22 protein-coding genes and 3 tRNA genes are annotated in these 23,098 nt (G+C 72.0%); 5 read left to right on the top strand and 20 right to left on the bottom strand.

The features are described from left to right. Positions 1 to 3: 3 nt before the first annotated feature. The 6 genes from BQ6202_RS14180 to BQ6202_RS14155 form a co-directional block, all read right to left on the bottom strand. Complete coding sequence (locus tag BQ6202_RS14180) at positions 4 to 273, bottom strand: hypothetical protein (RefSeq protein WP_072315003.1); 270 nt, start codon at positions 271 to 273, stop codon at positions 4 to 6. A 21-nt stretch (positions 274 to 294) separates the two neighbouring features. After that, positions 295 to 2,061 carry a lysine--tRNA ligase gene (gene lysS, locus BQ6202_RS14175; protein WP_072315002.1) on the bottom strand — a complete coding sequence of 589 codons (1,767 nt, stop codon included), beginning with the start codon at positions 2,059 to 2,061 and terminating at the stop codon, positions 295 to 297. A gap of 58 nt (positions 2,062 to 2,119) precedes the next feature. Further along, complete coding sequence (gene panC / locus BQ6202_RS14170; protein WP_072315001.1) at positions 2,120 to 2,980, bottom strand: pantoate--beta-alanine ligase; 861 nt, start codon at positions 2,978 to 2,980, stop codon at positions 2,120 to 2,122. A 120-nt stretch (positions 2,981 to 3,100) separates the two neighbouring features. Next, positions 3,101 to 3,805, bottom strand: a complete 705-nt coding sequence (locus BQ6202_RS14165) for a DUF2520 domain-containing protein (protein WP_072315000.1) — start codon at positions 3,803 to 3,805, stop codon at positions 3,101 to 3,103. After that, positions 3,802 to 5,826, bottom strand: a complete 2,025-nt coding sequence (locus tag BQ6202_RS14160) for a PH domain-containing protein (RefSeq protein WP_072314999.1) — start codon at positions 5,824 to 5,826, stop codon at positions 3,802 to 3,804. Before BQ6202_RS14160 ends, BQ6202_RS14165 begins: the two co-directional genes overlap by 4 nt. After that, positions 5,823 to 6,317 carry a PH domain-containing protein gene (locus BQ6202_RS14155; RefSeq protein WP_072314998.1) on the bottom strand — a complete coding sequence of 165 codons (495 nt, stop codon included), beginning with the start codon at positions 6,315 to 6,317 and terminating at the stop codon, positions 5,823 to 5,825. The genes BQ6202_RS14160 and BQ6202_RS14155 overlap by 4 nt, the downstream gene beginning before the upstream one ends. Positions 6,318 to 6,440: 123 nt before the next feature. Here BQ6202_RS14155 and BQ6202_RS14150 point away from each other — a divergent pair, with 123 nt between their 5' ends. Next, positions 6,441 to 7,433 (top strand): LCP family protein, encoded by a 993-nt coding sequence (locus BQ6202_RS14150; RefSeq protein ID WP_072314997.1) that lies wholly within the window; start codon positions 6,441 to 6,443, stop codon positions 7,431 to 7,433. Between the two features lie 3 nt (positions 7,434 to 7,436). Here BQ6202_RS14150 and BQ6202_RS14145 read toward each other — a convergent pair whose 3' ends face one another. The 8 genes from BQ6202_RS14145 to tilS all read right to left on the bottom strand — a co-directional run bounded on the left by BQ6202_RS14145 (position 7,437) and on the right by tilS (position 14,634). After that, positions 7,437 to 7,904, bottom strand: coding sequence for a DUF3180 family protein (locus tag BQ6202_RS14145; RefSeq protein WP_072314996.1), 468 nt, complete (start codon positions 7,902 to 7,904; stop codon positions 7,437 to 7,439). Then, positions 7,901 to 8,401, bottom strand: coding sequence for a 2-amino-4-hydroxy-6-hydroxymethyldihydropteridine diphosphokinase (folK, locus tag BQ6202_RS14140; protein WP_234946222.1), 501 nt, complete (start codon positions 8,399 to 8,401; stop codon positions 7,901 to 7,903). Before folK ends, BQ6202_RS14145 begins: the two co-directional genes overlap by 4 nt. Further along, positions 8,398 to 9,645 (bottom strand): dihydropteroate synthase, encoded by a 1,248-nt coding sequence (gene folP / locus BQ6202_RS14135; RefSeq protein WP_072314994.1) that lies wholly within the window; start codon positions 9,643 to 9,645, stop codon positions 8,398 to 8,400. The genes folK and folP overlap by 4 nt, the downstream gene beginning before the upstream one ends. Before the next feature lie 2 nt (positions 9,646 to 9,647). Beyond that, positions 9,648 to 10,214: a GTP cyclohydrolase I FolE gene (gene folE / locus BQ6202_RS14130; protein ID WP_072314993.1), complete on the bottom strand. Its 567-nt coding sequence runs from the start codon at positions 10,212 to 10,214 to the stop codon at positions 9,648 to 9,650. Further along, complete coding sequence (gene ftsH / locus BQ6202_RS14125) at positions 10,214 to 12,169, bottom strand: ATP-dependent zinc metalloprotease FtsH (RefSeq protein WP_072314992.1); 1,956 nt, start codon at positions 12,167 to 12,169, stop codon at positions 10,214 to 10,216. The genes folE and ftsH overlap by 1 nt, the downstream gene beginning before the upstream one ends. Positions 12,170 to 12,262: 93 nt before the next feature. Then, entirely contained in the window at positions 12,263 to 12,985 is a 723-nt protein-coding gene (locus tag BQ6202_RS14120; RefSeq protein WP_072314991.1) for a hypothetical protein, read from the bottom strand. Positions 12,986 to 13,026: 41 nt separating this feature from the next. Beyond that, positions 13,027 to 13,587, bottom strand: coding sequence for a hypoxanthine phosphoribosyltransferase (hpt, locus tag BQ6202_RS14115; RefSeq protein ID WP_072314990.1), 561 nt, complete (start codon positions 13,585 to 13,587; stop codon positions 13,027 to 13,029). A gap of 54 nt (positions 13,588 to 13,641) precedes the next feature. Next, positions 13,642 to 14,634 (bottom strand): tRNA lysidine(34) synthetase TilS, encoded by a 993-nt coding sequence (gene tilS, locus BQ6202_RS14110; protein WP_072314989.1) that lies wholly within the window; start codon positions 14,632 to 14,634, stop codon positions 13,642 to 13,644. 47 nt (positions 14,635 to 14,681) lie between these two features. Here tilS and BQ6202_RS14105 point away from each other — a divergent pair, with 47 nt between their 5' ends. Next, positions 14,682 to 15,227 carry an inorganic diphosphatase gene (locus tag BQ6202_RS14105; protein ID WP_072314988.1) on the top strand — a complete coding sequence of 182 codons (546 nt, stop codon included), beginning with the start codon at positions 14,682 to 14,684 and terminating at the stop codon, positions 15,225 to 15,227. A 71-nt stretch (positions 15,228 to 15,298) separates the two neighbouring features. Here BQ6202_RS14105 and BQ6202_RS14100 read toward each other — a convergent pair whose 3' ends face one another. Continuing rightward, positions 15,299 to 16,714, bottom strand: coding sequence for a peptidoglycan DD-metalloendopeptidase family protein (locus tag BQ6202_RS14100; RefSeq protein ID WP_143143749.1), 1,416 nt, complete (start codon positions 16,712 to 16,714; stop codon positions 15,299 to 15,301). Between the two features lie 288 nt (positions 16,715 to 17,002). Between BQ6202_RS14100 and BQ6202_RS14095 the strand changes: the two genes are divergently transcribed. From BQ6202_RS14095 to BQ6202_RS14085, 3 genes are all read left to right on the top strand, one after another. Next, positions 17,003 to 17,075 (top strand) — tRNA-Glu (locus BQ6202_RS14095). Positions 17,076 to 17,116: 41 nt separating this feature from the next. After that, positions 17,117 to 17,194, top strand: a tRNA-Asp gene (locus tag BQ6202_RS14090). 72 nt (positions 17,195 to 17,266) lie between these two features. Next, a tRNA-Phe gene (locus BQ6202_RS14085) sits at positions 17,267 to 17,342 on the top strand. Between the two features lie 71 nt (positions 17,343 to 17,413). Here the strand turns inward: BQ6202_RS14085 and BQ6202_RS14080 are convergent. From BQ6202_RS14080 to BQ6202_RS14060, 5 genes are all read right to left on the bottom strand, one after another. After that, a complete protein-coding gene (locus BQ6202_RS14080; protein WP_083587309.1) occupies positions 17,414 to 18,112 on the bottom strand; it encodes an NADPH-dependent F420 reductase in 699 nt (232 codons plus the stop codon). Positions 18,113 to 18,259: 147 nt separating this feature from the next. After that, a complete protein-coding gene (locus BQ6202_RS14075) occupies positions 18,260 to 18,718 on the bottom strand; it encodes a pyridoxamine 5'-phosphate oxidase family protein (protein WP_072314987.1) in 459 nt (152 codons plus the stop codon). Positions 18,719 to 18,886: 168 nt separating this feature from the next. After that, positions 18,887 to 19,486, bottom strand: a complete 600-nt coding sequence (locus BQ6202_RS14070) for a 1-acyl-sn-glycerol-3-phosphate acyltransferase (protein WP_072314986.1) — start codon at positions 19,484 to 19,486, stop codon at positions 18,887 to 18,889. Positions 19,487 to 19,517: 31 nt separating this feature from the next. Then, the gene (locus BQ6202_RS14065) at positions 19,518 to 20,621 is read right to left on the bottom strand and encodes a fatty acid desaturase family protein (protein WP_072314985.1); all 1,104 of its coding nucleotides are present in this window, start codon (positions 20,619 to 20,621) and stop codon (positions 19,518 to 19,520) included. 209 nt (positions 20,622 to 20,830) lie between these two features. After that, positions 20,831 to 23,017 carry an acyl-CoA dehydrogenase family protein gene (locus BQ6202_RS14060; protein ID WP_072314984.1) on the bottom strand — a complete coding sequence of 729 codons (2,187 nt, stop codon included), beginning with the start codon at positions 23,015 to 23,017 and terminating at the stop codon, positions 20,831 to 20,833. Positions 23,018 to 23,098 lie beyond the last annotated feature (81 nt).

Below are 23,098 nucleotides of genomic sequence, written 5' to 3'. Positions count from 1 at the left end.
CGGTCAGGCGGAGGTGCGCTCCCCCGGAGCTGGCGCGCTGCCCGGTGTGTCGCGCGCAGGCTCCGAGGGCGCGGCGGCGGCCGGCGCGGCAGGCGCTGCGCCCTTCGGCGGCAGGCCGAGCTTGGCGCGCTCCTCAGCCTCGACGCGGTCGTACTCGCGGCGGGCGGTGCGGTCGCCGCGGATGATCGCGCGCAGCACCATCCAGAAGATGAGGCCGAGCACGATCGTCGGGATCAACGAGAAGATCGCGTTCCCCCACCAGCTCTCAGGCATGGGACCAGCCTACCGGGCGCCTCAGGTCAGCAGCTCGCGCACCCGCTCGCGCCCGATGGCGAGCAGCAGGGTCGGGATGCGGGGTCCGGTCTCGCGGCCGACGAGCAGTCGGTAGAGCAGCGCGAAGAACGCCCGCTGGGCCGCGGAGAGCTCCTTGTCACCCTTCACCATCGCGCCGGGCTCGAGCCCGCGCTGCACCTTCGCGACGCCGTAGACCTGGAAGGTCAGGCCATCGAGGGTCCACGCCTCCTCGATCGGCGGCAGCCCCTGCCCGCCGTCGAGCAGCAGCGCGATCCCCTCGCGCTCGGCCTCGGTGAGCGCGTCGAGCGCCTCGCGATCCGCCTGCTCGCGCACCGCGGTGTGCTCTTCGGCGGGCATGTGGGTCGCGACCCACGCCTCGACCCGGTCGAGCCGCGGCCGAAGCGCGTCGAGGTCGGTGATCGGGTCGTCGGCGTCCAGCCCGCCCAGGATCCGCACGATCTGCTCCTCGTCGCCGAACGTGATGTCGACGACGGATGCGAGGGTGCGGTAGGCGACGCGGCGGGGGGTCTCGGGCAGCGGGCCGTTCGCCGTCGAGGTGGCGCGCTCAAGGGCGGCGATCTCCGCCTCGCCGGCGGTGCCGGCCGCAGCCTTCCGCAGCAGCGCATCCCACTCGTCGTAGGTGCGCTGCAGCTCGGAGCCGAAGGCGACGTCGAACGACTGGTTCATGCGACGGCGGGCGTAGAGCCAGCGCAGCACCGGCGCCTCCATCACGGCGAGGGCATCGGAGGGCGTCGGCGCACCGCCGCGCGACGACGACATCTTGGCGACGCCGCCGAAGCCGACGAAGGCGTACATCGGGCCGAGCGGGCGCTCCCAGCCGAAGACGGGCGCGAGCTGCAGGCCCACCTGGAACGACGAGCCCGGGCTCTGGTGGTCGACGCCCGAGGGCTCGAACACCACGCGCTCGTGCGCCCAGCGCATCGGCCAGTCGACCTTCCAGACGAGCTTGCCGGAGCGGAACTCACGCAGCAGCACCGTCTCGCGGTGGCCGCACTGGCACGAGTAGGTCATCTCGGTCGACTCGTCGTCGTAGGCCTCGATGGTCGTGAGGTCCTTGCCGCAGGCCGTGCAGTAGGGCTTGTAGGGGTAGTACTCGGCGCCGCCGGAGCCGTCGTCGTCGCTCGCGGCGCCGGAGGAGGCGTCGAGCGCCCGCTGCAGCGCCTCGTCCTCATCCTTGGCGGCGGGCAGCGTGCGGTACTGCGCGAGGATCGCGTCGATCTCGCGGCGGTGGCGCATGGCGTGCAGGATCTGCTCGGTGTAGGTGCCCGCCGCGTACTGCTCGGTCTGGCTGATGCCGCGGTACCGCACGCCCGCCTCGGCGAAGCCCGCCTCGGCAGCGCTGCGGAAGTGCGCGGCCCACGAGTCGTGCTCGCTGCCAGGAGGGGCCGGCACGCTCGTGAGCGGCTTGCCGATGTGCTCGCTCCACGACGCATCGACGCCCTCGATGCCTGCCGGCACCTTGCGGAACCGGTCGTAGTCATCCCAGCTGAAGATGTGCTCGGCCTCGATGCCGCGGCGCTGGATCTCGTCGATCACGAGGTGCGGGCTCATCACCTCGCGGAAGTTGCCCAGGTGCACGGGCCCGGAGGGCGAGATGCCGGATGCGGCGACCGGCTTCGTCCCGCGGCGCGCAGCCTCGGCGATCACGTCGTCGGCGAGCCGCGAGACCCAGTCGGCCCGAGCCTGCACGGTCTCGGCCTGGTCGGTCGTGTGCTGGGCGGGGCTGTCGTCAGGCGTCTCGGTCACGACGTCCGATCCTACCGGCGCTCGCGCATCCGCCCCGAGGCGCACCTCGTGCAGGCGATCAGGGGATCGAGAAGACGGCGTTGTCGATCAGTCGCACAGCGCCCACGCGGGCTGCCACGAGCACCTGCACGGGGCCGTGGTGCGCATCGCTCGCGAAGGCGAAGGTGCGCGGGTCGACGATGGCGAGGTAGTCGAGCTGCACCCCGGTGTCCGACTGGAAGACCGACTGCGCTGCCGCGAGCATCGACTCGACGCCGCGGTCGGCGGCCGAGCCCGCCGCCTCCAGCGCGCGCGAGAGCGCGAGGGCGTCGCGTCGCTCGCCCGCCGTGAGCATGGCGTTGCGGCTCGAGAGCGCGAGGCCGTCGAGCTCCCGCACCGTGGGCACGCCGAGGATCTCCACCGGCAGGTTCAGGTCGCGCACCATGCGGCGCACGAGGAAGAGCTGCTGCGCGTCCTTCTCGCCGAACGCGGCGACATCCGGCGCCACGATCGAGAAGAGCTTCGTGACGACGGTGAGCACGCCGTCGTAGTGACCCGGGCGGCTCCGCCCCTCGAGCACGGTGCCGAGGTGGCCGGCGGAGACGATCGTGGCGGATCGCCCGCCGTCGGGGAACACCTCGTCGACGCCCGGCATGAAGACCGCGTCGACGCCGAGCGCCGCGAGCCGCTCGGTGTCGGCCTCGGGCGTGCGCGGGTAGCGGTCGAGATCCTCGTGGGGCCCGAACTGCATCGGGTTGACGAAGACCGAGGAGATCACCACGTCGGCGTGCTCGGCCGCTGTGCGCACGAGCTCTGCGTGCCCCTCGTGCAGCGCGCCCATGGTCGGCACCAGCGCGATGCGACTGCCCGCGGCCCTGGCACCGCCGACGAGCTCGCGCACGGCCTCGATGGTCGTCAGGGTCTGGATGGGTGCAGGCACCCCGACAGCCTAAGCGCGCGCAGGGTGCGGGTCGGCGCGCTCGGCCGCTCTCCTGCGCCACGCTCGGAGGCCGACCCTGCGACCGGCGCGCCGAGCCCGCCAGGGGCATCGACCGACCGGCTAGCTGGTCGAGAGCGGATGCGGCGGGTCGGGGTAGCGGGCCAGCGCGGTCTCGACGGCCGAGCGGACGACGCCGCCGAGCACCCGCGAGGGGCGCTCGACGCCGATCTCGTGGAGCTGCCGCATGCCCTGCGCCACGATGCCGTCGGCGAAGTCGCGCGCGGCGGCGATCGCCTCGGCATAGGCGGCGCGGTCTGCCTCGTCGACGACGATCGGCTCCGCGCCCATCTCGACCGCGAGCGCCTGGCCGATCGGCAGCACCGGGCCGGGTGCCGTGACGGCGATCGTCGCCTCGAGCAGGCGCGAGAGGTCGAGCGAGGTGCCGGTGAAGCTCATCGCGGGGTGCAGGGCGATGGGGATCGCGCCGCGCTCGAGCGCCGGCCGCAGCACCTCGGTGCCGTGCTCGGCGGCGGTGTGCACGACGAGCTGGCCAGGCTGCCACGCGCCGGTGGCCGCGAGCCCGGCCACCAGGTCGGGCAGCGCGGCCGTGGGGACGGCGAGCAGCACGAGCTCGCTGCGCTCGACGATCGTCGGCGCGTCGAGGATCTCGACGCCCGGCAGCACGGCCTCCGCGCGGTCGATGGCGTCCTCGCCCATCGCGTCGATGCCGATGATCGCGTGCCCCGCACCCGCGAGCGCCGCGCCCAGCACGGGGCCGACGCGGCCGGCGCCGATGATGCCGACGCCGAGGCGGCCGGGCTTCACCGGCCCTCGCGCGGCGGCTGGCCGCCTTGCTCGGGCTCGCGCCCGTCGGCCTGGCCCGGGGCCTGCTGACCGAACGACGGCGGGCTCTGCGGCGCCTGGGGGGCACGCGGCGGCTCCTGCGGCCGCTGCCACTGCTGAGGGTCGCCCTGCGGCGGCTGCCCCTGCGGCGGCTGCCACTGCGGCGGCTGCCACTGCGGCGGCTGCGACTGCTGCGGCTCGCCCTGCCGCTGTTGCGGCGGTTGCGGCGGCTGCCACTGCTGCGGCTGGCCATGCGGCGCCTGCCACCGCTGCGGCTCGCCCTGCGGCGCCTGCCACTGCTGCTGGCCGGGCTGGCCCCGCCACTGCTGCTGCCCCTGCTGCTGCGTCGGCGGCGGAGGCGGCGCCATCAGGCCGTCCTGCACCGCAGGCGCCGCCTGCAGCACCGCGTTGCGCGAGAGCGCCGACGCCCACGACTCCGAGGCATCCCGATCGATCGCCGTCTTGACGGTGCGCATCGCATGCTCGAAGAGCGTCGAGGCATCCCGCTGGTCGAGGGCGCCGATGCTCGGCGAGAGCACCGAGCCGGGCACGTGGAACTGCACGCGCGCGAGCCGGGCCATGCCGTAGATCGGGCCCTGCTGCAGCGCGACCGACTGCACGCGAGCGCCCGGCACCAGCTGCAGCGAGCGCCAGATGCGCCCGTGGCGCAGCAGGAAGGCGGCGTCGTGCACGTGGAAGCCGTTGCGGCGCACGGAGAACCAGCGGAAGGTGCGGGCGCGCGGCGGGCTGACGACGAAGGCGTCGGGCGCCTGGCCGAACATGCCCTGGTCGACGAGCGGCGACTGCGCGAGCTCCGGCAGCACGAGCGAGATCACCGTGCGCACGTCGCGCACGTCGCCGACCGGCAGCAGGTAGTTCGCCATCTGCTGGCTCTGCCCGCCCTGGCCCGAGCCGTCGCTCGTCGTCTTGCCGGCGCGGGTGAAGGTGACCTGCCACCAGCCGAACGGCCGCCACAGCAGCGGCTGCTTGACCTGCAGCGCGAAGATGCGCCCGGGTGGCAGGATCTCGGTCGTCGTGGATGCGAGCCCATAGGCGAGCCGGATGCCGTCGGGCGTCGCGGCGATCGAGTAGCGCAGCTTCGCGCCGAGCGACCGGATGCCGGCCGCGAAGAACGCGATGCCGGCCGGCAGCAGGGAGAACACCACCCACCACTGCTGCAGCACGAGGACCAGCACGAGCGTGCCGACGAGGTAGAGCACAGCCCAGACGATCCAGCCGTCGAGCAGCGACGAGGCGATGATGCGCTTGACGGGGATGCGCACGAGCGAGTCGGGTGCGAGGTGGGAGATCTCGGCGTCGGGCCGCAGGATGTCGCCGACCACGCCGCCCTGGGCGCCCTGGCGCTCGGCTGCCAGGCGCTGCGCGTCGGCCGAGGAGCGCCCGGAGGCGCGGTCCATGATCTCGTACCGCAGCGCATCCGCCACCGACGAGCTCAGGTAGTTGAGGTCGACGTTCGAGTCGTTGCCGGCCTGCTGGATCTCGAACTTGCAGGCGCCGAGCAGCCGGGCGAACCAGGGCTTCTGGATGTTGATGCCCTGGATGCGCGCGAGCGGCGCGCGACGGTGCTTCTTGACGAAGATGCCCTGCTGCACCTCGACAGCGTCACCGGTGATGCGGAACTTGTGGACGCGCCAGGCGACCCAGAAGAGCAGGATCAGCACGAGCACGAGGCCGATGACGCCGAGCGTCACCCACAGCAGCTGGTCGACGATGAAGTCGCCGAAGGGGTCGTCCTCCCACTCGCCGCCGAACTCGTCGGGCACGAAGATGCCGATCAGGCGGTCGCGGAAGGTGGAGACCAGGATGCCCAGGAAGATGATGAGCGCGAGGCCGCCGCGCAGCAGCGGGGTCGCGGGGTGCAGCTGGTGCCACTCGCCGTCGACGAGCTCCGCGGCCTTCGCGCGCGCATCCTGGGGCGCGGCGGCCGGAGCGGCGGCCGGAGCCTGCGTCGGCGGCTGCCCGTGCTGCTGCGGGTCGGTCACAGGCCGGCCCGCCGGGACTCCGAGACCGCGACGAGGTGATCGCGCAGCTGCTCGGCCGTGTCGCCGGGCATGCCCGGGATCGTGATGGCGCTCGTCGCCGCTGCCGTGACGAACTTCAAGGTCTTGAGCCCGAACATCCGCTCGATCGGGCCCTGCGTGATGTCGACGACCTGCATGCGCCCGTAGGGCACCGCGACGAAGCGGCGGAAGAGCATGCCGCGGCGCACCAGCAGGTCGTCCTGCCGCTGCAGGTAGCCGATCGTGCGGGTGCGCAGGAACGCGAAGAGCACGCCGAGCACGATGAGGAGCACAGCCGCGGCGAGCGGCAGCCACCCCCACCAGGGCATGGCTCCGTCGTTCACAAGCCAGATCGGCACGGTCGCGCCGACGCCGAGGATCAGCCACCAGATGACGGTGCCGATGGAATCGACCGTGGCGTAGCGCATGCTGATGCGCTGCCACTCTCCGGCGACGTCGACGCGCTCTGCCACGGGTTCCTCCTGCTGCTGGGGGGCGATGGGGCCTGCGGCGAGCGGGCACGGGGAACGCCCTGCCGCTGCCGGGTCCCAGGCTAGTGCGAGGAGCCTGAGCGGCGCTTCTGCGATACTGCCGCAGTGACGGCAGAGACCTCGAAGCAGAAGAAGCACGTCGGCAGATGGATCGCGGTGAGCATCGTCGGCGTGATCGTCCTGGCGCTGCTGGCGGCGATCGGCTGGTACTTCGTGCGCATCAACCCCTCGGTGCAGCAGGTGGAGACCATCGAGTCGGCCTTCCCCGAGGAGTCGCTGCGACCGGAGGTCGCGGAGGGGCCGGCGCAGCCCATCAACGTGCTGCTGCTCGGCAGCGACTCGCGCGCCGCTGACGGCTCGCTGCTCACCGACCTGGGCGACCGCGCCGACACCATCCTGGTCGCGCACATCCCGCCGGACCGCGAGACGATCCAGATCATGTCGATCATGCGCGACTCGTGGGTCGAGATCCCCGGTCACGGCTCGGCGAAGGTCAACGCCGCCCTCGCCTTCGGCGGCGTGCCGCTCATGGTGCAGACCGTCGAGGGGCTCATCGACCAGCGCATCGACCACGTCGCGATCATCGACTTCGACGGCTTCGAGGGCCTCACCGAGGCGCTCGGCGGCGTGACCGTCAACAACGACATCGCCTTCTCCTACTACGGCTACGACTACCCGCAGGGCGAGATCACCCTCGAGGGCGAGGAGGCGCTCATCTACGTGCGCGCCCGCTACCCCTTCAGCGACGGTGACTACCAGCGCGTGCACAACCAGCGCGCGTTCCTGCGCGGCATGATGACGCAGCTGATGACGCGCGAGAACCTCACGAACCCGAACCGCGCCGCCGACCTGTTCGCGACCGTCTCGCCCTACATCGCCACGACCGACACCGTCGACCTCGGCACCGTGCTGTCGCTCGCGCCGTCGATGGCCGGCATCAGCGGCTCGAACATCCAGACCTTCACGATGCCGACGCTCGGCACCGGCATGGAGGGCTCGCAGTCCGTCGTCTACGTCAACCAGGACGGCCTGGCCGAGGTGCAGGCGGCGTTCGACGAGGAGTCGATGACCTCGTTCCAGCCTGCGCCGGACCGCTAGCGGTCAGGCGGCGCTGCCCGCCCTGACGGCGACGTCGTCCTCGTCGTCGGGCGGAAGCACGCACCAGCGCTCGGCGACGAGGCCAGCCGTGAGCTGCACGGCAGCCCCGACGGCGACGACGACGAGCGCGAGCACCGCCTCCTCGGCGACGACCGCCCTCGACACGAAGAAGCCGAGCGCGCCGAGCGCCGCGCCGGCGAGCAGGGCGCCGACGATCGAGGATGCCTTCGCGAAGCCGAGCACAGTTGTCGCGTGGCGGTAGTCGATGCGCCGCTTGCCCTGCGCGGCCTGCCGCACCGGCCAGGCGAGCACGAGCAGCACTGCGCCGAGGAGCGCGAGGGCCAGCCCGAGCGCGAACGAGGGCACGATCGCCGCGCGCCCGCCCATCACGAGCATCCACTCGAGCAGCCACGCGAGCGCTGCCGCGGCGAGCGCCGCCAGCACGACGGTCGGCGCGCTCGTGCGGGTCACGGCAGCCTCCAGGCGTCGCCGTCGACGTAGTCCGCGAGCTCGGCGATCGGACCGTGGCCCGGCAGCACCGCGCCCGGATCCAGCTCGAGCCAGGGCTGCAGCACGAACTGCCGCTGGTGCGCGCGCGGGTGCGGCAGCACCAGCCGGTCGCTCGCGCGCTCGATGGTGCCGACCGCGACGATGTCGATGTCGATCGTGCGACTCCCCCACCGCTCGGCGCGCTCGCGACCCAGCGCATCCTCGACCGCCTGGAGCGCATCGAGGAGGTCGATGGGCTCCATGAGCGTGCCGACGATCAGCACGATGTTGACGTAGTCGGGAGTCAGACCCTCGCCGTCGGGGTGCCACGAGGGCGACTCCCAGGCGCTCGAGCGCTGCAGCACGCGGATGCCGTCGATGGCCTCGATGGCGCGCACGGCCGCGTCGATGGTCACGAGGCGGTCGCCGAGGTTGGCGCCGAGCGACAGCACGGCGCGGCGCTCGAGCGCGAAGCTCACCACTGGCGCTCCCGGTGCACCGTGACGGCGACGTCGTCGAAGGGCACCGCGATCGGCGCGGCGGGCTTGTGCACGGTGACGGAGGCGCGTCGCACCAGGGGGTGCGCGAGGCACACCTCGGCGAGGCGGTCGGCGAGCGTCTCGATCAGGTCGAGCGGGTCGCGCTCGACCGCGTCGACGAGCTGCTCGGCGAGCTCGCCGTAGTGCACGGTGTCGCCGACGTCGTCGCTGGCGATGGCCCCAGAGAGGTCGAGCTCGAGCCGCGCGTCCACGACGAACTCCTGCCCGTCGCGACGCTCCTGCGGCAGCACGCCGTGGTGGCCGCGCGCGCGGATGCCCGTCAGCGCGATCTCCCCCGTGCGGCGCTCTGCCGCCGGCAGCGGCAGAGCGATGCTCCAGTCTGGACGCGCGCTCGCGTGCGCCTCTCCGATGGCCCGGTGGGTGCGCTCCAGCGCGCTCAGCGCGGCGACGGTCGAGGCGACGTCGTGCACGCGCACCGAGACGCTGCTGCTCGTCTGCGCAGCGAGCAGCGAGGTCGCGGCGGTCGCGGCGTCGCGCTCCTCGAGCGTCGCGCCCGCGGCGAGCAGCTCGCCGAGGAAGCGCTTGCGGCTCGTGCCGACGAGCACCGCGGCTCCCAGCCCGATCACGCGGTCGAGGCCCGCCAGCAGGCGCCAGTTGTCATCCGCCTCCTTCGAGAACCCGAAGCCGGGATCGAGGACGATGCGATCGCGGGCGATCCCAGCCGCGATCGCCGCGCGCCGGCGCTCGTCGAGGTGCCGGACGACCTCGCGCACGACGTCGTCGTAGTGCGTGTCGACCGTCACGTCGATGCCGCGCGAGTGCATGAGCACGATGCGGGCGCCCCCTTCGGCGACCGTCCGCAGCATCTCGGGATCGTGGAGCCCGGCGGTGACGTCGTTGATGATCTCGGCACCGGCAGCCATCGCCGCCCGCGCGGTGGAGGCGTGGATCGTGTCGACCGAGACCCTGACGCCCTCGCGCACGAGCTCCTCGACGACCGGCAGGATGCGCGCCCGCTCCTCGGCGGGATCGATCGGCGCGGCACCGGGCCTCGTCGACTCGCCACCGATGTCGATGACATCGGCACCCTGCGCCCGCAGCCGGCGGGCGTGCGCGATCGCGGCACCCGGATCGACGTAGCGCCCGCCGTCGCTGAACGAGTCGGGCGTGACGTTGAGGATGCCCCAGACCTCGGTCTCGAGGGGCGTGCGCCACTGCGCCACGGCTACCTCCGCTCCCCGATCAGCGCCATGATCTCGGCGCGCTCGATCGGCTCTGACAGCCTGCCGCGGCTCGCGACCGTCACCGTCGTGGACTTGGCCTGGCGCTGCCCGCGTGCCGCGACGCATCCGTGTGCCGCCTCGATGACGACGAGCACGCCGAGCGGCTCGAGCCCCGCCTGGAGCGCATCGGCGATCTCGTCGGTGAGGCGCTCCTGGATCTGGGGCCGCGAGGCGACGACGTCGACGACGGCGGGGATGCGGCCGAGCCCGGTGATGCGGTCGCCCGGCAGGTAGGCGACGTGGGCGACGCCGGTGAACGGCAGCAGGTGGTGCTCGCACATCGAGCGGAACTCGATGTCGCGCAGCAGCACGAGCTCGCCCGACTCGCCCTCGAGCCCGAGGGTGTCGAGCTGCGCGGTCGGGTCGGCGCCGACGCCGGCGAAGTACTCGCCGTAGGCCGTCGCGACGCGCCGCGGGGTGTCCTGCAGGCCCTCGCGCGCGGGGTCGTCGCCGATGGCGGCCAGGAGCTCGCGGACCGCCGCCTCGACGCGCTCGCGATCGACGGCCATCAGGCCGGCGTTTCGCTCTCGACGTCGGGCTCGACGGCCTCGTCGACGTGCTGCGAGACCGGCAGCTCGATCGGCGGGCGGTCGCTCACCGGGCGATCGGAGTTCGAGAGCCACTGCGGGCGCTCCGGCAGCTTCTCCACGTCGACGAAGATCTCCTCGAGCCGCAGGTGGTCCAGGGTCTCCTTCTCGAGCAGCTCGCTCGCGAGTCGATCGAGCACGTCGCGGTTGGTGTTGAGCACCTGCCACGCCTCGGTGTGGGCCTGCTCGATGAGCACGCGCACCTCGCGGTCGACGACCTCCGAGAGCGAGTTCGAGTAGTCGCGGCTCGAGCCCGTGTCGCGGCCGAAGAACTGCTCTCCCTGCGCCTGGCCGAGCTTCACGGCGCCGATGGCGCTCGTCATGCCGTACTCGGTCACCATCTTGCGGGCGATGCCGGTGGCCTTCTCGATGTCGTTGCCGGCGCCCGTGGTCGGGTCGTGGAAGACGATCTCCTCGGCGACGCGACCACCCATGGCATAGGTGAGCTGGTCGAGCAGCTCGTTGCGGGTGATCGAGTAGCGGTCGTTCACGGGCAGCACCATCGTGTAGCCGAGCGCGCGGCCGCGGGGAAGGATCGTGACCTTCGTCACCGGGTCGGAGTGCCGCATCGCCGCCGCCGCGAGCGCGTGGCCGCCCTCGTGGTAGGCCGTGATCAGGCGCTCCTTGTCGTTCATCACGCGCGTGCGCCGCTGCGGGCCCGCCATCACGCGGTCGACGGCCTCGTCGAGCGACTCGTCGGTGATCTGCGTGCCGTTCTGGCGCGCGGTGAGCAGCGCTGCCTCGTTGAGCACGTTCGCGAGGTCGGCGCCCGTGAAGCCCGGCGTCTTGCGCGCGAGCACGGCGAAGTCGACGCCCGGCGCGATGGGCTTGCCCTGCGCGTGCACGCCGAGGATGGTCTCGCGGCCCTTCATGTCGGGCGCGTCGACGCCGATCTGGCGGTCGAAGCGGCCGGGGCGCAGCAGGGCCGGGTCGAGGATGTCGGGGCGGTTGGTCGCCGCGATGAGGATGACGTTGGTCTTGACGTCGAAGCCGTCCATCTCGACCAGCAGCTGGTTGAGGGTCTGCTCGCGCTCGTCGTGGCCGCCGCCGAGCCCCGCGCCGCGCTGGCGCCCGACCGCGTCGATCTCGTCGACGAAGATGATCGCCGGCGCGTTCTGCTTCGCCTGCTCGAACAGGTCGCGCACGCGGCTGGCGCCGACACCCACGAACATCTCGACGAAGTCGGAGCCGGAGATCGAGTAGAAGGGCACGCCCGCCTCACCCGCGACGGCGCGAGCGAGCAGCGTCTTGCCCGTGCCGGGTGCGCCGTACAGCAGCACGCCCTTCGGGATGCGCGCGCCGACCGCCTGGAACTTCGTCGGGTCCTGCAGGAACTCCTTGATCTCGCCGAGCTCCTCGACGGCCTCGTCGGCACCCGCCACATCCGAGAACTTCACCTGCGGCATGTCCTTGGTGATGAGCTTCGCCTTGGACTTGCCGAACTGCATGACGCCGCGGTTGCCGCCCGCCATGCGCGACATGATGAAGTAGAACAGGCCCGCGAGCAGCAGCAGCGGCAGCAGGAACGTCAGCATCGAGACGAGCCAGTTGGACTGCGGCACCTCGTCGACGTAGCCGCCCTCGGGGTCGGCTGCCGAGATGGCGTCGACCACCTCTGCACCGCGCGGCGCCACGTAGTAGAACTGCACCCGCTCGCCGAACTCCGCGTCGGCTTCGGTGAGGATCAGGTCGACGCGCTGCTCGCCGTCGACGATGCGCGCCTGCTGCACGCGGCCGTCCTCGATCATGTCCATGCCGACATCCGTCTGCACGGGTCGGAACTGCGGCGTCATGAAGAAGCTGAACGCCACGCCGACGATGAGGAGTGCGACGACGATCCAGGGGATCGGCCCGCGCAGGAACTTCTTGAAGCTCATGACGCCCTTCTGAGTCTCGATTGGATCAGGCTATCCCGCGGCGGCGCGCGAGATCGGGCTGTTCGCTGTGGGCCGGTGCGAGCTGAGCGGCGCCTATGCCTGCAGCTCGAGCGACATCAGGATCGCGCGGATGGTCGCGAACTCCGGGTCGGCGAGATAGGCCTCGCCGTCGGCGAGCGACGCCACCTGCCACGCCGCCGCCTCGCCACCGCCGTCGACGATGACCTCGGAGGCGAACCCGATGGTGCCAGCAGGCGAGTCGAAGGCGTTGATGATCGGGCAGCTCGGCGACTGGGCGTCGGCCGCGGGACGCAGGCCCACGCTGACGATCCACTGCTCGCCCAGCTGCAGCGCTGCCGCGCCGAAGGCGATGCCCTCGGCGCCGGCCAGCTGCACATCCTGCCGGTCGAGGATCGCGGTGCGCCAGGCGACCGGCACGCCCTCCGCGTCGAGGCAGCGGCCCTCGCCGGTGTCGGGCGCCTCGCGGTACAGCAGCTGGCGCTGGCCGTCGGGGCGCAGCACGTCGAGACCGCCGTCGGCCTCCTGCACCGTCCAGTCGGCGGGGATGCGGAAGGTGGATGCGCCGCTCGGCGCCGCGATCTGCTGCCAGTCCGTCGTGTCGACGCCGGCGATCTCCGCCGGCAGCTCCGAGGTCACCTCGGGCGTCGGCTGGGCGGGGGCCGTGGGCGGAGGCGCGGTGATGCCCGGAGGGATCGAGGGGCCGGTGGTCGGCTCCGGGGAGCCGGAGCAGCCCACGAGCATCGTGGCCGCGAGCAGCAGGGCGGCGGGCGCGACGCCGCGGGCGAGGGACTTCATCCGACCATGATGCCAAGCGCCGGCCGTGGTGCGCGAGGCGCTCACTCGGGGTCGCTGTAGACGTGCGGCGCGAGCACCCCGATGCCGCGCAGGTTGCGGTACTGCTCCGCGTAGTCGAGGCCGTAGCCGATGACGAACTCGTTCGGGATGTCGAAGCCGCAGTACTTCACGTCGACCTGCACCTTCAGCGCATCCGGCTTGCGCAGCATCGTGCAGATCTCGACGGATGCGGCACCGCGCGACTCGAGGTTGCCGCGCAGCCACGAGAGCGTCAGGCCGGAGTCGATGATGTCCTCGACGATGAGCACGTTGCGCCCCGAGAGGTCGCTGTCGAGATCCTTCAGGATGCGCACGACACCGGAGGAGACCGTGCCGGAGCCGTAGGAGGAGACCGCCATCCAGTCCATCTCGATGTGGCGGTTGAGCGCCCGCGCCAGGTCGGCCATCACCATCACGGCACCGCGCAGCACGCCGACGAGCAGCAGGTCCTTGCCCTCGTAGTCCGCCTCGATCTGGCGCGCGAGCTCGTCGAGCTTGGCGTGCAGCTCCTCTTCGGTGATGAGGGTCTTGGCGAGGTCTGACTCGACGTGCTCGAACTCCATGTGCGCTCCCGGATCTGCGACTGCGGTGCGACTACCGTACCGGCGTCGCGCGCCTCAGGCGGCGACGAAGACGAGCCGGCGGCCCTCGCGCGTGACGCGGATGCCCGGCAGGTGGATCGGGCCCTGACCGTGCCAGTCGGTCACGAGCCGCGAGACCTCGAGCGTCTGCTGCCGGCTGAGCGCCGTGTGGAACTCGCTCTGCACCGCGAGGCGGATGATGCGCTGGCGCAGCGCCGGAGGGTTCGCCGCGAGCGCTCCCGCGTCGAGCGAGAGGCCGCCCTCGGCATGCTCCACCAGGTCGAGGATCTGCTCCTGGGCGAAGTGGGCGAGCGCCTCGGCATCCTCCCGGAGGGTGTCGGCCGTGCGCGTCAGCGCGAGGGCCACGCCACCACCGAGCACCTCGTCGAGCATGGGCAGCACCCTGTGGCGCACGCGCACGCGCAAGAAGCGGTCGTCGTCGTTGTGCGGATCGCGCCACGGCTCGAGGCCGGCGTCGGCACAGGCCTGGTGCGTCGTCGCTCGGCGCACCTGCAGCAGGGGTCGCCGCAGGAAGCCGATGCGCTGGTGCATGCCCCACAGGCTCTCGGCGCCCGAACCGCGGGCGAGACCGATCAGCACCGTCTCGGCCTGGTCGTCGAGCGTGTGCCCGAGCAGCACGGCGGCGGCACCGAGCTCCTTGCGCGCCTGCAGCAGCGCTGCGTAGCGCGCCTGGCGCGCGGCAGCCTCCGGGCTGCCGTCGGGCGCGACCTGCACCGGCATGATGCGCACCGGGTCGAGCCCGAGCTCGCGAGCCTGGGCGGCTGCGCGCTCGGCGACCTCGCCACTGCCTGGCTGCAGCCCGTGGTCGATGATGACCGCGCCGGCGCGGTGGCCGGCGCGCTGCGCCTCGAACGCGGTCGCGGCGGCGAGCGCGAGCGAGTCCGGCCCGCCCGAGAGCGCGACGAGCAGCAGCGAACCCGGCCCCAGGTCTGCCGTCGTCTCCCGCACGGCCCGGCGCACGTCGGCGACGGCCGGCGTCAGCCGCGGGCGGCGCTCGTTTTCGGGCATGAAGTAACCTTATGCCGATTCCCCACCCCCACGAGAAGGAGCCGCCGTTGGCCGCCTACGACGTCGTCATCGAGATCCCCAAGGGGAGCCGCAACAAGTACGAGCTCGACCACGAGAGCGGTCGCGTCTACCTCGACCGCGTGCTGTTCACCACGTTCGTCTACCCCACCGACTACGGCTTCTTCGAGGGCACGCTCGGCCTCGACGGCGACCCGGTCGACGCGATGGTGCTGCTGGAGTACCCGGTGCCGCCGGGCGTCTTCGTCAAGGTGCGCCCCGTCGGCCAGCTCAACATGGAGGACGACGGCGGGATCGACACCAAGGTGATCTGCGTGCTCGAGAAGGACCCGCGCTGGGCGCACATCCAGGACATCGACGACGTGCCGCAGCAGATCCGCGACGAGATCGAGCACTTCTTCCAGCACTACAAGGACCTCGAGCCCGGCAAGTGGGCGAAGCTCGGCGGCTGGGAGGGCGCGGGGGCTGCTGAGGCGACCGTGCAGGCCGGCATCGCCGCGTTCGATGCGACGCACGGCGACGAGAGCGACGAGGCTGTCGAGAAGCCCGAGGGTGGCCGCGACGTCACCGACTGACCCGCGAGACGACGAAGGGGCGCACCTGCTGGTGCGCCCCTTCGTCGTCTCGGACCGGATGTCCGTGCGGACTAGCGCAGGCCGACGCCGCGCGAGTTCAGGAACGACTCGGGGTTGACGAGCGTGCCGCCGGAGCGGATCTGGAAGTGCAGGTGGCAGCCGGTCGCGTGCCCCGTGGCGCCCTCGTAGCCGATCACCTGGCCGGCGCTCACGCGCTGGCCGGGGCTCACGTGGGCCGGGCGGATCATGTGGTAGTACTCCGTCTGCACGCCGCCACCGTGGCTGATGTAGAGCATGTTGGCGCCGTAGATGTCGCGTGAGCGCAGCGACACCGTGCCGTTCGCGGCGGCATAGATCGGGGTGCCGCAGCCAGCCGCGATGTCGACACCGGCGTGCAGCTTGCTCCCGAGCACGCCGACCGGGTCGTTGCGCCAGCCGTAGCCAGAGGTGAAGCGCCCGTAGTGCGGCGTGACCCATCCGCTGCTCGCCGGAGGCGTGACGGGCACCGTGGTGCCGCCGCCGCTGCTGCTGCCTCCGCCACCGCCGCCGCCGCCGCTGCTCGCCTCGGCGGCCGCGGCCTCCGCGGCGAGCCGACGCTGCTCGGCCAGGGCCCGCTGCCTCGCGGCCTCCGCCTCCTGCCGCTCGCGCTCGATGCGCTGCCGCTCCAGCTCTGCGAGGTAGGCGCGGTGGGCCTGACCGGCCTGGTAGTCCTCTTCAGTCGCAGCGCGGTTCTCGATGAGCACGGAGAGCTGCGCCTCGAGCACCACGCGGTGCTCCTGCTGCTCGGCGACAGCCGCCTCTGCGGCGATTGCCGCCGCCTGCGCCGCGGCGAAGGCCTCGTCGGCGGCCTCCTTCAAGCCGAGCAGCTCGTCGCGCGCGACCGCTGCCTGATCCTGCAGCGACTGCGCGGTGTTCGCGTCCTGCTGCGCCTGCTGGTAGAGCGAGTCGGCGGTGCCGGCGACGCGGTCCATCATGCCGAGCCGGTAGAGCCACTGGTCGGCGGAGCCGGGGTTGGCGAAGAGCTCGGCGCTCATGTCGCCGGTGCCGCCCGAGCGGGCGAGCTGCGCGGCGAGCTGGCCGGCGGCGAGCTGCGACTCCTCGGCGCGCTGCGTCGCCTCGTCGGCCTGCTCCTGCAGGCGCGCAGCCACCGCGACCGCCTCGTCGTAGATGCGCTGCGCCTCGATCGCCTCCGCCGCGCGCTGGTCGGAGTCGGCCTGCGCATTGGCGGCGGCCGTCTCGAGATCAGCGATGAGCGTGCGGATCTGCCCGATCTGCTCGTTCTTGGCGCTCACGTTGCCGCGCGCTGCCTCGACCTCCGACCACGTCGGGTAGCCATACTCGTCGACGGCGCTGGCCCGCGGTGTGCCCGGGGAGACGACGAGACCGACGACGATGGCGACGGTCGCAGATGCGGCGATGCCGATGCGCAGTCGTCGAGCGCGGCTGCGCACGTCACTGCCGAGCGCCTGCCGGTCTGGCTGGGCCATGGTCTCCCCGTCTTCGCGGTGTCGGATCGCCGCGATGTCTCCATCGTGCCCGCAGAACCCGCCTGCGGCCACGACACGATCGGGGCAACGTTACCAACTTTCATGGTGCACCTGAAGGTTTTGCTGAGGTCATGTTCAGGACGGCGTGTCGTGCGACCGGATGCGCGCCGCGCTCCCGGGCCGCCGACCGTGCGGACACCGCGGATCCGGGGCCCCGACGCGCCGGTTTGCACGAGAGCCGGATCGTCCTGTAGCGTTGCTCCTCGGTAGTCGGGTGCTTCGGCACGCGGCCCCATCGTTTAGCGGCCTAGGACACCGCCCTTTCACGGCGGCAGCACGGGTTCGAATCCCGTTGGGGTCACTCATGACGGATTCTGTCTGTACGATGGGTTCTACCAGTAAGGCCCTGTAGCGCAGTTTGGTTAGCGCGCCGCCCTGTCACGGCGGAGGTCGCGGGTTCAAGTCCCGTCAGGGTCGCCATTGCCCTGGCCCTCTCACTCGAGAGGGCCTCGTGCAAGGGCGGGCGAGAGTCCGCCTGGCTCGCAGGAGCCCGGCTCTGTAGCTCAGTTGGTAGAGCGCACGACTGAAAATCGTGAGGTCACGGGATCGACGCCCGTCGGAGCCACCAGAGAAGCCCCCGCCTCGACGGGGGCTTCGTCATGTCCGGGCCCGCCCCACCGGGCCGCCTCGCCGCCGCCCTCAGTCCACGACGAGCAGCCCCCGCAGCGTCTCTGCATCCTCGTTCGCGCCGAACGCGGGCCAGCCCGGCTGCAGGTGCAGCCCGGCCGCGAGCGATTCGAGCACCACAGGATCGAAGCCGAACCCGTCGACGATCGCCGCGACCTGCTGGACGTCGCGCTCGTCGTCGCCGGCGATGGCGATCGCTCGCCGCTGCACGTGCCCAGCCGGCCGCGGCCAGTCGGCGAGGTCGTGGTAGCCCATGTGGTTGAAGGCCTTCACGACCCGCGCGCCCGGCAGGGACTCCTGCACGATGGCGCTCGTCGGGCGCTCGGGGTCGGTGAACTCGTCGCGGATCCCGTCGGTCTCCCACCAGTAGTTCATCGCGTCGATGACGAGCTTGCCGCGCAGCTGCTCCACCGGCAGCCGGTCGTACTGCCCGAGCGGCAGCGCGAGGATGACGACGTCGGCCGCGGCAGCCGCATCCGCCGACACCATCGCCTCGGCGCCCGGCGCCAGGTACTCGACGATCAGCCGGATGCGCGCGGCGCTGCCGGAGCCGGCGATGAGCGTGCGGTGCCCGGCCGCGAGCGACAGCTTCGCGAGCACGGTGCCGATCTTTCCGGCACCGAGGATGGCGATCGTCTGCGCCTGCGACTCGGGCGCCGCGCTCTGCCCGCCGTCGATCGTGCTCGTCCCCGACTCGATCGGCTGACCCATGCGCTCGCTCCCCGCTCCCGACTCCTGCAGCGCGCCTGCCGCCGACAGGCACGTCTCCACAGTCTGACAACAGCGGATGCGGTGGGCACAATTCCCGCGGGGTCGTCGCGTCACGCACCGTCACGCCAGCCTCGCGGGCGGCTGCGCTCAGTCGCTCGAGTCGACCAGCGGCTCCGCGTCGGGGTCGGGTGCGGCCCAGCGGTGGAAGCGCCGCCCGGAGACGCGCGCGAGGTCGATGCGGACGAACTCTCGCGTCACGGTCGGGATGAGCGGGTGGATGGGCAGGGCCGATGCCTCCTCGACCTCGGCAGCCGACTCGAGCCTGCGGGCGCGGCCGTGCCCGATGACGCTCCACGCCTCCTTCACGCCGATGTTGTCGATCTCGAACACGACGTCGTCGGCAAGCAGCACGCCGGCGAGCTTCGTGCCGGGGGCCGTCCGGAACGTGATCGCCCGCCCGCGCGCGTGGTAGTTCACGGGGAACACCTCGAGCGCATCCGCGACGCGGAAGGCGATGCGGCCGAACTCGAACACGGAGAGCAGCTTGAGGCACTCGTCCTCGCTGATGTCGTGCACGGCGTCGGTGGGTGCGGCGTTAGCGGGCATGCGCTCATGGTCGCACCGCGGCGGCGCGGGCGCCAGGGGTGGAGGCGGGGTCTCGTGACGCGTGCGGCCTGCGGCCGCGCGCTCCTCGACCAACGGGGGTGACGCGTGCGGCCTGCGGCCGCGCGCTCCTCGACCAACGGGGGTGACGCGTGCGACCTGCAGCGGAGGCTAGGCGCGCTCGGTGAGGCGCTGCGTGAGGCCGGCCTCGTCGGCGAGCCGCGGCTCCGTCGTGCGCTCGGGGTTGATGCCACGCTTGTCCGCGTAGAAGGCGCGGATGCGGTCCATGTCGGAGACTACGTCACCCGTCAGGTGCACGGTCGGCCCGAGCCCCGACGTGCGCGTCGTCGAGTCGACGAAGCCCAGCGTCACCGGCACGCCCGCCTCGTAGGCGATGCGGTAGAAGCCGCTGCGCCACTGCGTGGAGCTGCGGGTGCCGTCCGGCGTCACCACGATCGCCGCGCGCGGGTCGCTACGGGCGAGCTCCACGACCCGATCGACCAGCCCGGCGGGGTCGTCGCGATCCACGGGGATCCCACCCAGCCAGTGCATCACGCGGCCGAAGGGGCCCTGGAACAGCTCGCGCTTGCCGAGCCACTTGACCGCCAGCCGCGCATCCCACGCGATCGCGAGCATGATGACGAAGTCGCGGTTCGAGGTGTGCGGGGCGCCGATCAGCAGCCGGGGGCCGTCGTAGGACGGCGACTCGCGCCGCAGCTGCCAGGGGCTGAGCGCCCAGTGCAGCCGCGAGATGGCATGACGGATCGGCATCCTGCTCATGGTCGTCCTCCTGCTCGCGCCGTCAGCGGCGCGCGTCCAGCATGGGGCAGTCGAACGGGTCGCGCGCGGCGAGGCCGACGCGGTTGAGGTGACGGACGACGGATGCGTAGGCACCGGTCAGGCTCGTCTCCGTGTAGGGGATGTTGTGGGTCTCGCAGTGCAGGCGCACGATCTCGCTCGCCTTGCGCAGGTGCGGGCGTGCCATGTTCGGGAAGAGGTGGTGCTCGACCTGGTAGTTCAGGCCGCCCATCAGCCCGCTCATGCCCCAGCCGCGGATGTTGCGCGAGGTGCGGACCTGCTTCGTGAAGAAGTCGAGCTTCGCGTCGGGGCTCACCGTCGGCATGCCCTTGTGGTTCGGGGCGAAGGATGCGCCCATGCCGACGCCGAAGACGGCCATCTGCACGGCGAGGAACGCGACGGCCATCAGCGGCGGCATCACGATGAAGACGAAGGTGAGGTAGAGCGCGAAGCGGGCGGCGATGAGGCCGAGCTCGATCCAGCGGCCCGTGACCGGGCGACGCTCGAGGAGCGTGCGGATCGAGTGCTGGTGCAGGTTCAGGCCCTCCATCGTCAGCAGGGGGAAGAACAGCCAGCCCTGACGGCGAGTGATCCAGCGCACCACGCCGCGCGACTTCTTGGCGTCGGAAGGGAGGAACGAGATGGTGTCGACCTCGATGTCGGGGTCGCGACCGATCTGATTGGGGTTCGCGTGGTGGCGCGAGTGCTTCGTCATCCACCACTGGTGGCTGATGCCGACGACGCCGGCGGCGAGGATGCGGCCGAGGCGGTCGTTCGCGGGGCCGTTCTTCAGCACCTGGCGGTGCGAGGCCTCGTGCGCGATGAAGGAGATCTGGGTCAGGACGATGCCGAGCCCCGCGGCGATGAGCAGCTGGAACCAGCTGTCGCCGAGCAGAGCCGAGCCGACGAGCAGCCCGATGAGGGCGACGCCGAGGCCGACCATCAGCCAGACGTAGAAGCCGATGGTGCGCTCGAGCAGGCCGGCGTCGCGCACGGCCTTGGCGACGACGCGGAAGTCGGCGCGGCGCTCCTCCTCGGAGCGGTCGGATGCGCGGATCGTGGAGCGCAGTGCGCCCTGCGTCACCTCAGGTGTGGTCATCGTGGTCATGCGGCCCCCTTGGGGTCAACGGCGACTTCCCAGCCGGTGGAGGCCTGCCGACCGTGCGCGGTCGGGACCTCGGATGCTTCTTAGCGTATGGCGTACGCAATGCCGCTCGGTGCATGCGACCTATGGGTTGCGCATGCAAGGACAACGCAGGGGCCCGGCTGCAGCAGCAGCCGGGCCCCTCGTCGCCGCGGTCGACGGCGTGCCGCAGGTCAGCGCGACGCGAGCGTCGCGCCTTCCTCGGCGTCAGCCGCATCCGATGCCGACGGGGCCGACGGGGCCGAGTCGGTGAACGCCGATGGCGGGACGGGTGCCGCGCCGGCGACGGCGATGGGCTGCGCGTCGGGGTTCGTGCCCTTCGCGCGCTTCTCGGGCGTCGGCAGCTCGCCGGCAGCACGGAGGCGGTCGTAGTGGGCCTGCGCCTCGGCCTGCCGCGAGGCCTCCGCGCCCGTCGCGATGTGCGCGCGCAGGTGCTCGTCGCCGAGCCCGAAGGCGGCGACCAGGTCGAGCGCGTGCGGGCGCAGCTTGACGAGCAGGCGCTCGATCGTCGAGGTGACGGCCTGCGAGCGGGTGCCCGAGATGCGGCCCTGCTCGAGGTGCCAGGCGGCGTGCTCCTCGATGATCGTGAGGGCGAAGAGGTCGCGCAGGTGGGTGAGCACCTGCTTGGTCGCCTCTGGCGCGCGCTCGACGGCTGCTGCGAGCGCCTCGTACTGCTGCAGCTCGACCCAGGCCCGCGCCGCCTCGATCAGCTGGTGCTGCTCGGCGTTGAAGGCCGCGGCGGCCATCTCCTGCTCCTTGGGCGCGTGGCGCAGCCGGCCCGCGATGTCGGCGACCATCGTCTCGACGCGGTCCTCGAGCAGGTCGCGCTGCACGTCGGCGTCGCGCAGGGCGACCGACGACTTCTTGACGTTGCGCAGGTCGCGCACATCCTGCGACAGCGCCCGCAGGCCCACGAGCGAGGTGGCGCGGTCGAAGAACTGGTCGGCGGCGAAGCGCGCGATGTCTGCCTTCGACACGCCCTTGAACTGCTTGGCGAAGTCACCCAGCAGGCGCTTGCCCACCAGCTGCAGCAGCACGGTGTTGTCGCCCTCGAAGGTGACGTAGATGTCGAGGTCGGCCCGCAGCTGCACGAGGCGGTTCGCGCCCAGGAAGCCCGCGCCGCCGCACGCCTCGCGCGCCTCCTGGAGCGTGTCGAGCGCCTGCCAGGTGGAGAGCGCCTTGAGGCCGGCGGCGAGCGTCTCGAGGTCCTCGCGCTCCTCGGGGGTGTCGGTGCGGCCGGAGAAGACGCCGTCGAACTGCACCAGCAGGCGCTCGTGCGCATAGGTCTGCGCGTAGGCCTTCGCGAGGCGCGTGAAGAGGCGGCGCTGGTGGCGGCGGTAGTCGAGCAGCACCTCCTCGTGGGTGTCGCTCGAGGCGTTGAACTGGCGGCGCTCGGCGCCGTAGCGGATCGCGATCGCGAGCGCTGCCTGCTGCGCGATGGTCGCCGCGCCGTCGAGCGAGACGCGGCCCTGCACGAGCGTGCCGATCATCGTGAAGAACCGGCGCCCGGGGCTGTCGATCGGGCTCGAGTAGGTGCCGTCGGGGGCGACGTCGCCGTAGCGGTTGAGGAGGTTCGTGCGAGGCACGCGCACGTCCGTGAAGTGCAGGCGGCCGTTGTCGATGCCGTTGAGGCCGCCCTTGTAGCCGTCGTCCTCGCCGCCGATGCCGGGCAGGAACGCCCCGTCGGCGTCGCGCAGCGGCACGTAGAAGGCGTGCACGCCGTGGTCGACGCCCTTCGTGATGAGCTTGGCGAAGACGACCGCATCCTTGCCGTGCAGCGCGGCGTTGCCCAGGTAGTCCTTCCACGCGCCGCGGAACGGGGTGTGGATCACGAACTCCTCGGCCCGCTCGTCGTAGGTCGCCGTGGTGCCGATGGACGCGACATCCGAGCCGTGGCCCGTCTCGGTCATGGCGAAGGCGCCCGGCACCTCGAAGCGCATGATCGGGGGCAGGAAGGTGTCATGGTGGTGCTCGGTGCCCAGGTGCAGCACCGCGGCACCGAAGAGCCCGTACTGCACGCCCGACTTGATCTGCAGGCTCGGGTCGGCGAGCACGAGCTCCTCGAAGCCCGCGATGTTGCCGCCGTGGTCGTCGTCGCCGCCGAGGCGCTTCGGGAACGCCGCGAGCACGGCCCCGTCGTCGGCCAGCAGCTGCAGCTGCTCGAACGCCCGCTGGCGGTGGTCGGCCACGGTGAGGTCGTCGATGCGCTGGAAGCGCGGGTCGGCCACCTTCTTGCGCGCGGCGAGGCGGCGATCGCCCCAGGTGCCGCGCAGATCGCGCCCGAGCCAGTCGACGTCGACCTTGCCGCGCTGGCGCGGCTGCTCGCTGCGCTGTCGGCGAGTGCGGTTGGTGTCGGCCATGGATCCTCCTCGGACGGACGTGCGTGTGCGGCACCGTCGCCGGTGCGATCCCACGGTAGGCAGGGCGGAGGCGCGGCGCGC

This window comes from Agrococcus sp. Marseille-P2731 (assembly GCF_900117395.1).
Taxonomy (GTDB): domain Bacteria; phylum Actinomycetota; class Actinomycetes; order Actinomycetales; family Microbacteriaceae; genus Agrococcus.
The sequence above is the reverse complement of the archived record's forward strand: the minus strand, read 5'-3'. Positions and strand labels throughout refer to the sequence as shown.

Bases quoted from the DNA above. Each gene is read 5' to 3' on its own strand.
- BQ6202_RS14180 (WP_072315003.1), bottom strand. From the start codon at position 273: ATGCCTGAGAGCTGGTGGGGGAACGCGATCTTCTCGTTGATCCCGACG.
- folE (WP_072314993.1), bottom strand. From the start codon at position 10,214: ATGGCCGTCGATCGCGAGCGCGTCGAGGCGGCGGTCCGCGAGCTCCTG.
- ftsH (WP_072314992.1), bottom strand. From the start codon at position 12,169: ATGAGCTTCAAGAAGTTCCTGCGCGGGCCGATCCCCTGGATCGTCGTC.
- BQ6202_RS14120 (WP_072314991.1), bottom strand. From the start codon at position 12,985: ATGAAGTCCCTCGCCCGCGGCGTCGCGCCCGCCGCCCTGCTGCTCGCG.
- hpt (WP_072314990.1), bottom strand. From the start codon at position 13,587: ATGGAGTTCGAGCACGTCGAGTCAGACCTCGCCAAGACCCTCATCACC.
- tilS (WP_072314989.1), bottom strand. From the start codon at position 14,634: ATGCCCGAAAACGAGCGCCGCCCGCGGCTGACGCCGGCCGTCGCCGAC.
- BQ6202_RS14100 (WP_143143749.1), bottom strand. From the start codon at position 16,714: ATGGCCCAGCCAGACCGGCAGGCGCTCGGCAGTGACGTGCGCAGCCGC.
- BQ6202_RS14080 (WP_083587309.1), bottom strand. From the start codon at position 18,112: ATGGGTCAGCCGATCGAGTCGGGGACGAGCACGATCGACGGCGGGCAG.
- BQ6202_RS14075 (WP_072314987.1), bottom strand. From the start codon at position 18,718: ATGCCCGCTAACGCCGCACCCACCGACGCCGTGCACGACATCAGCGAG.
- BQ6202_RS14070 (WP_072314986.1), bottom strand. From the start codon at position 19,486: ATGCCGATCCGTCATGCCATCTCGCGGCTGCACTGGGCGCTCAGCCCC.
- BQ6202_RS14065 (WP_072314985.1), bottom strand. From the start codon at position 20,621: ATGACCACGATGACCACACCTGAGGTGACGCAGGGCGCACTGCGCTCC.
- BQ6202_RS14060 (WP_072314984.1), bottom strand. From the start codon at position 23,017: ATGGCCGACACCAACCGCACTCGCCGACAGCGCAGCGAGCAGCCGCGC.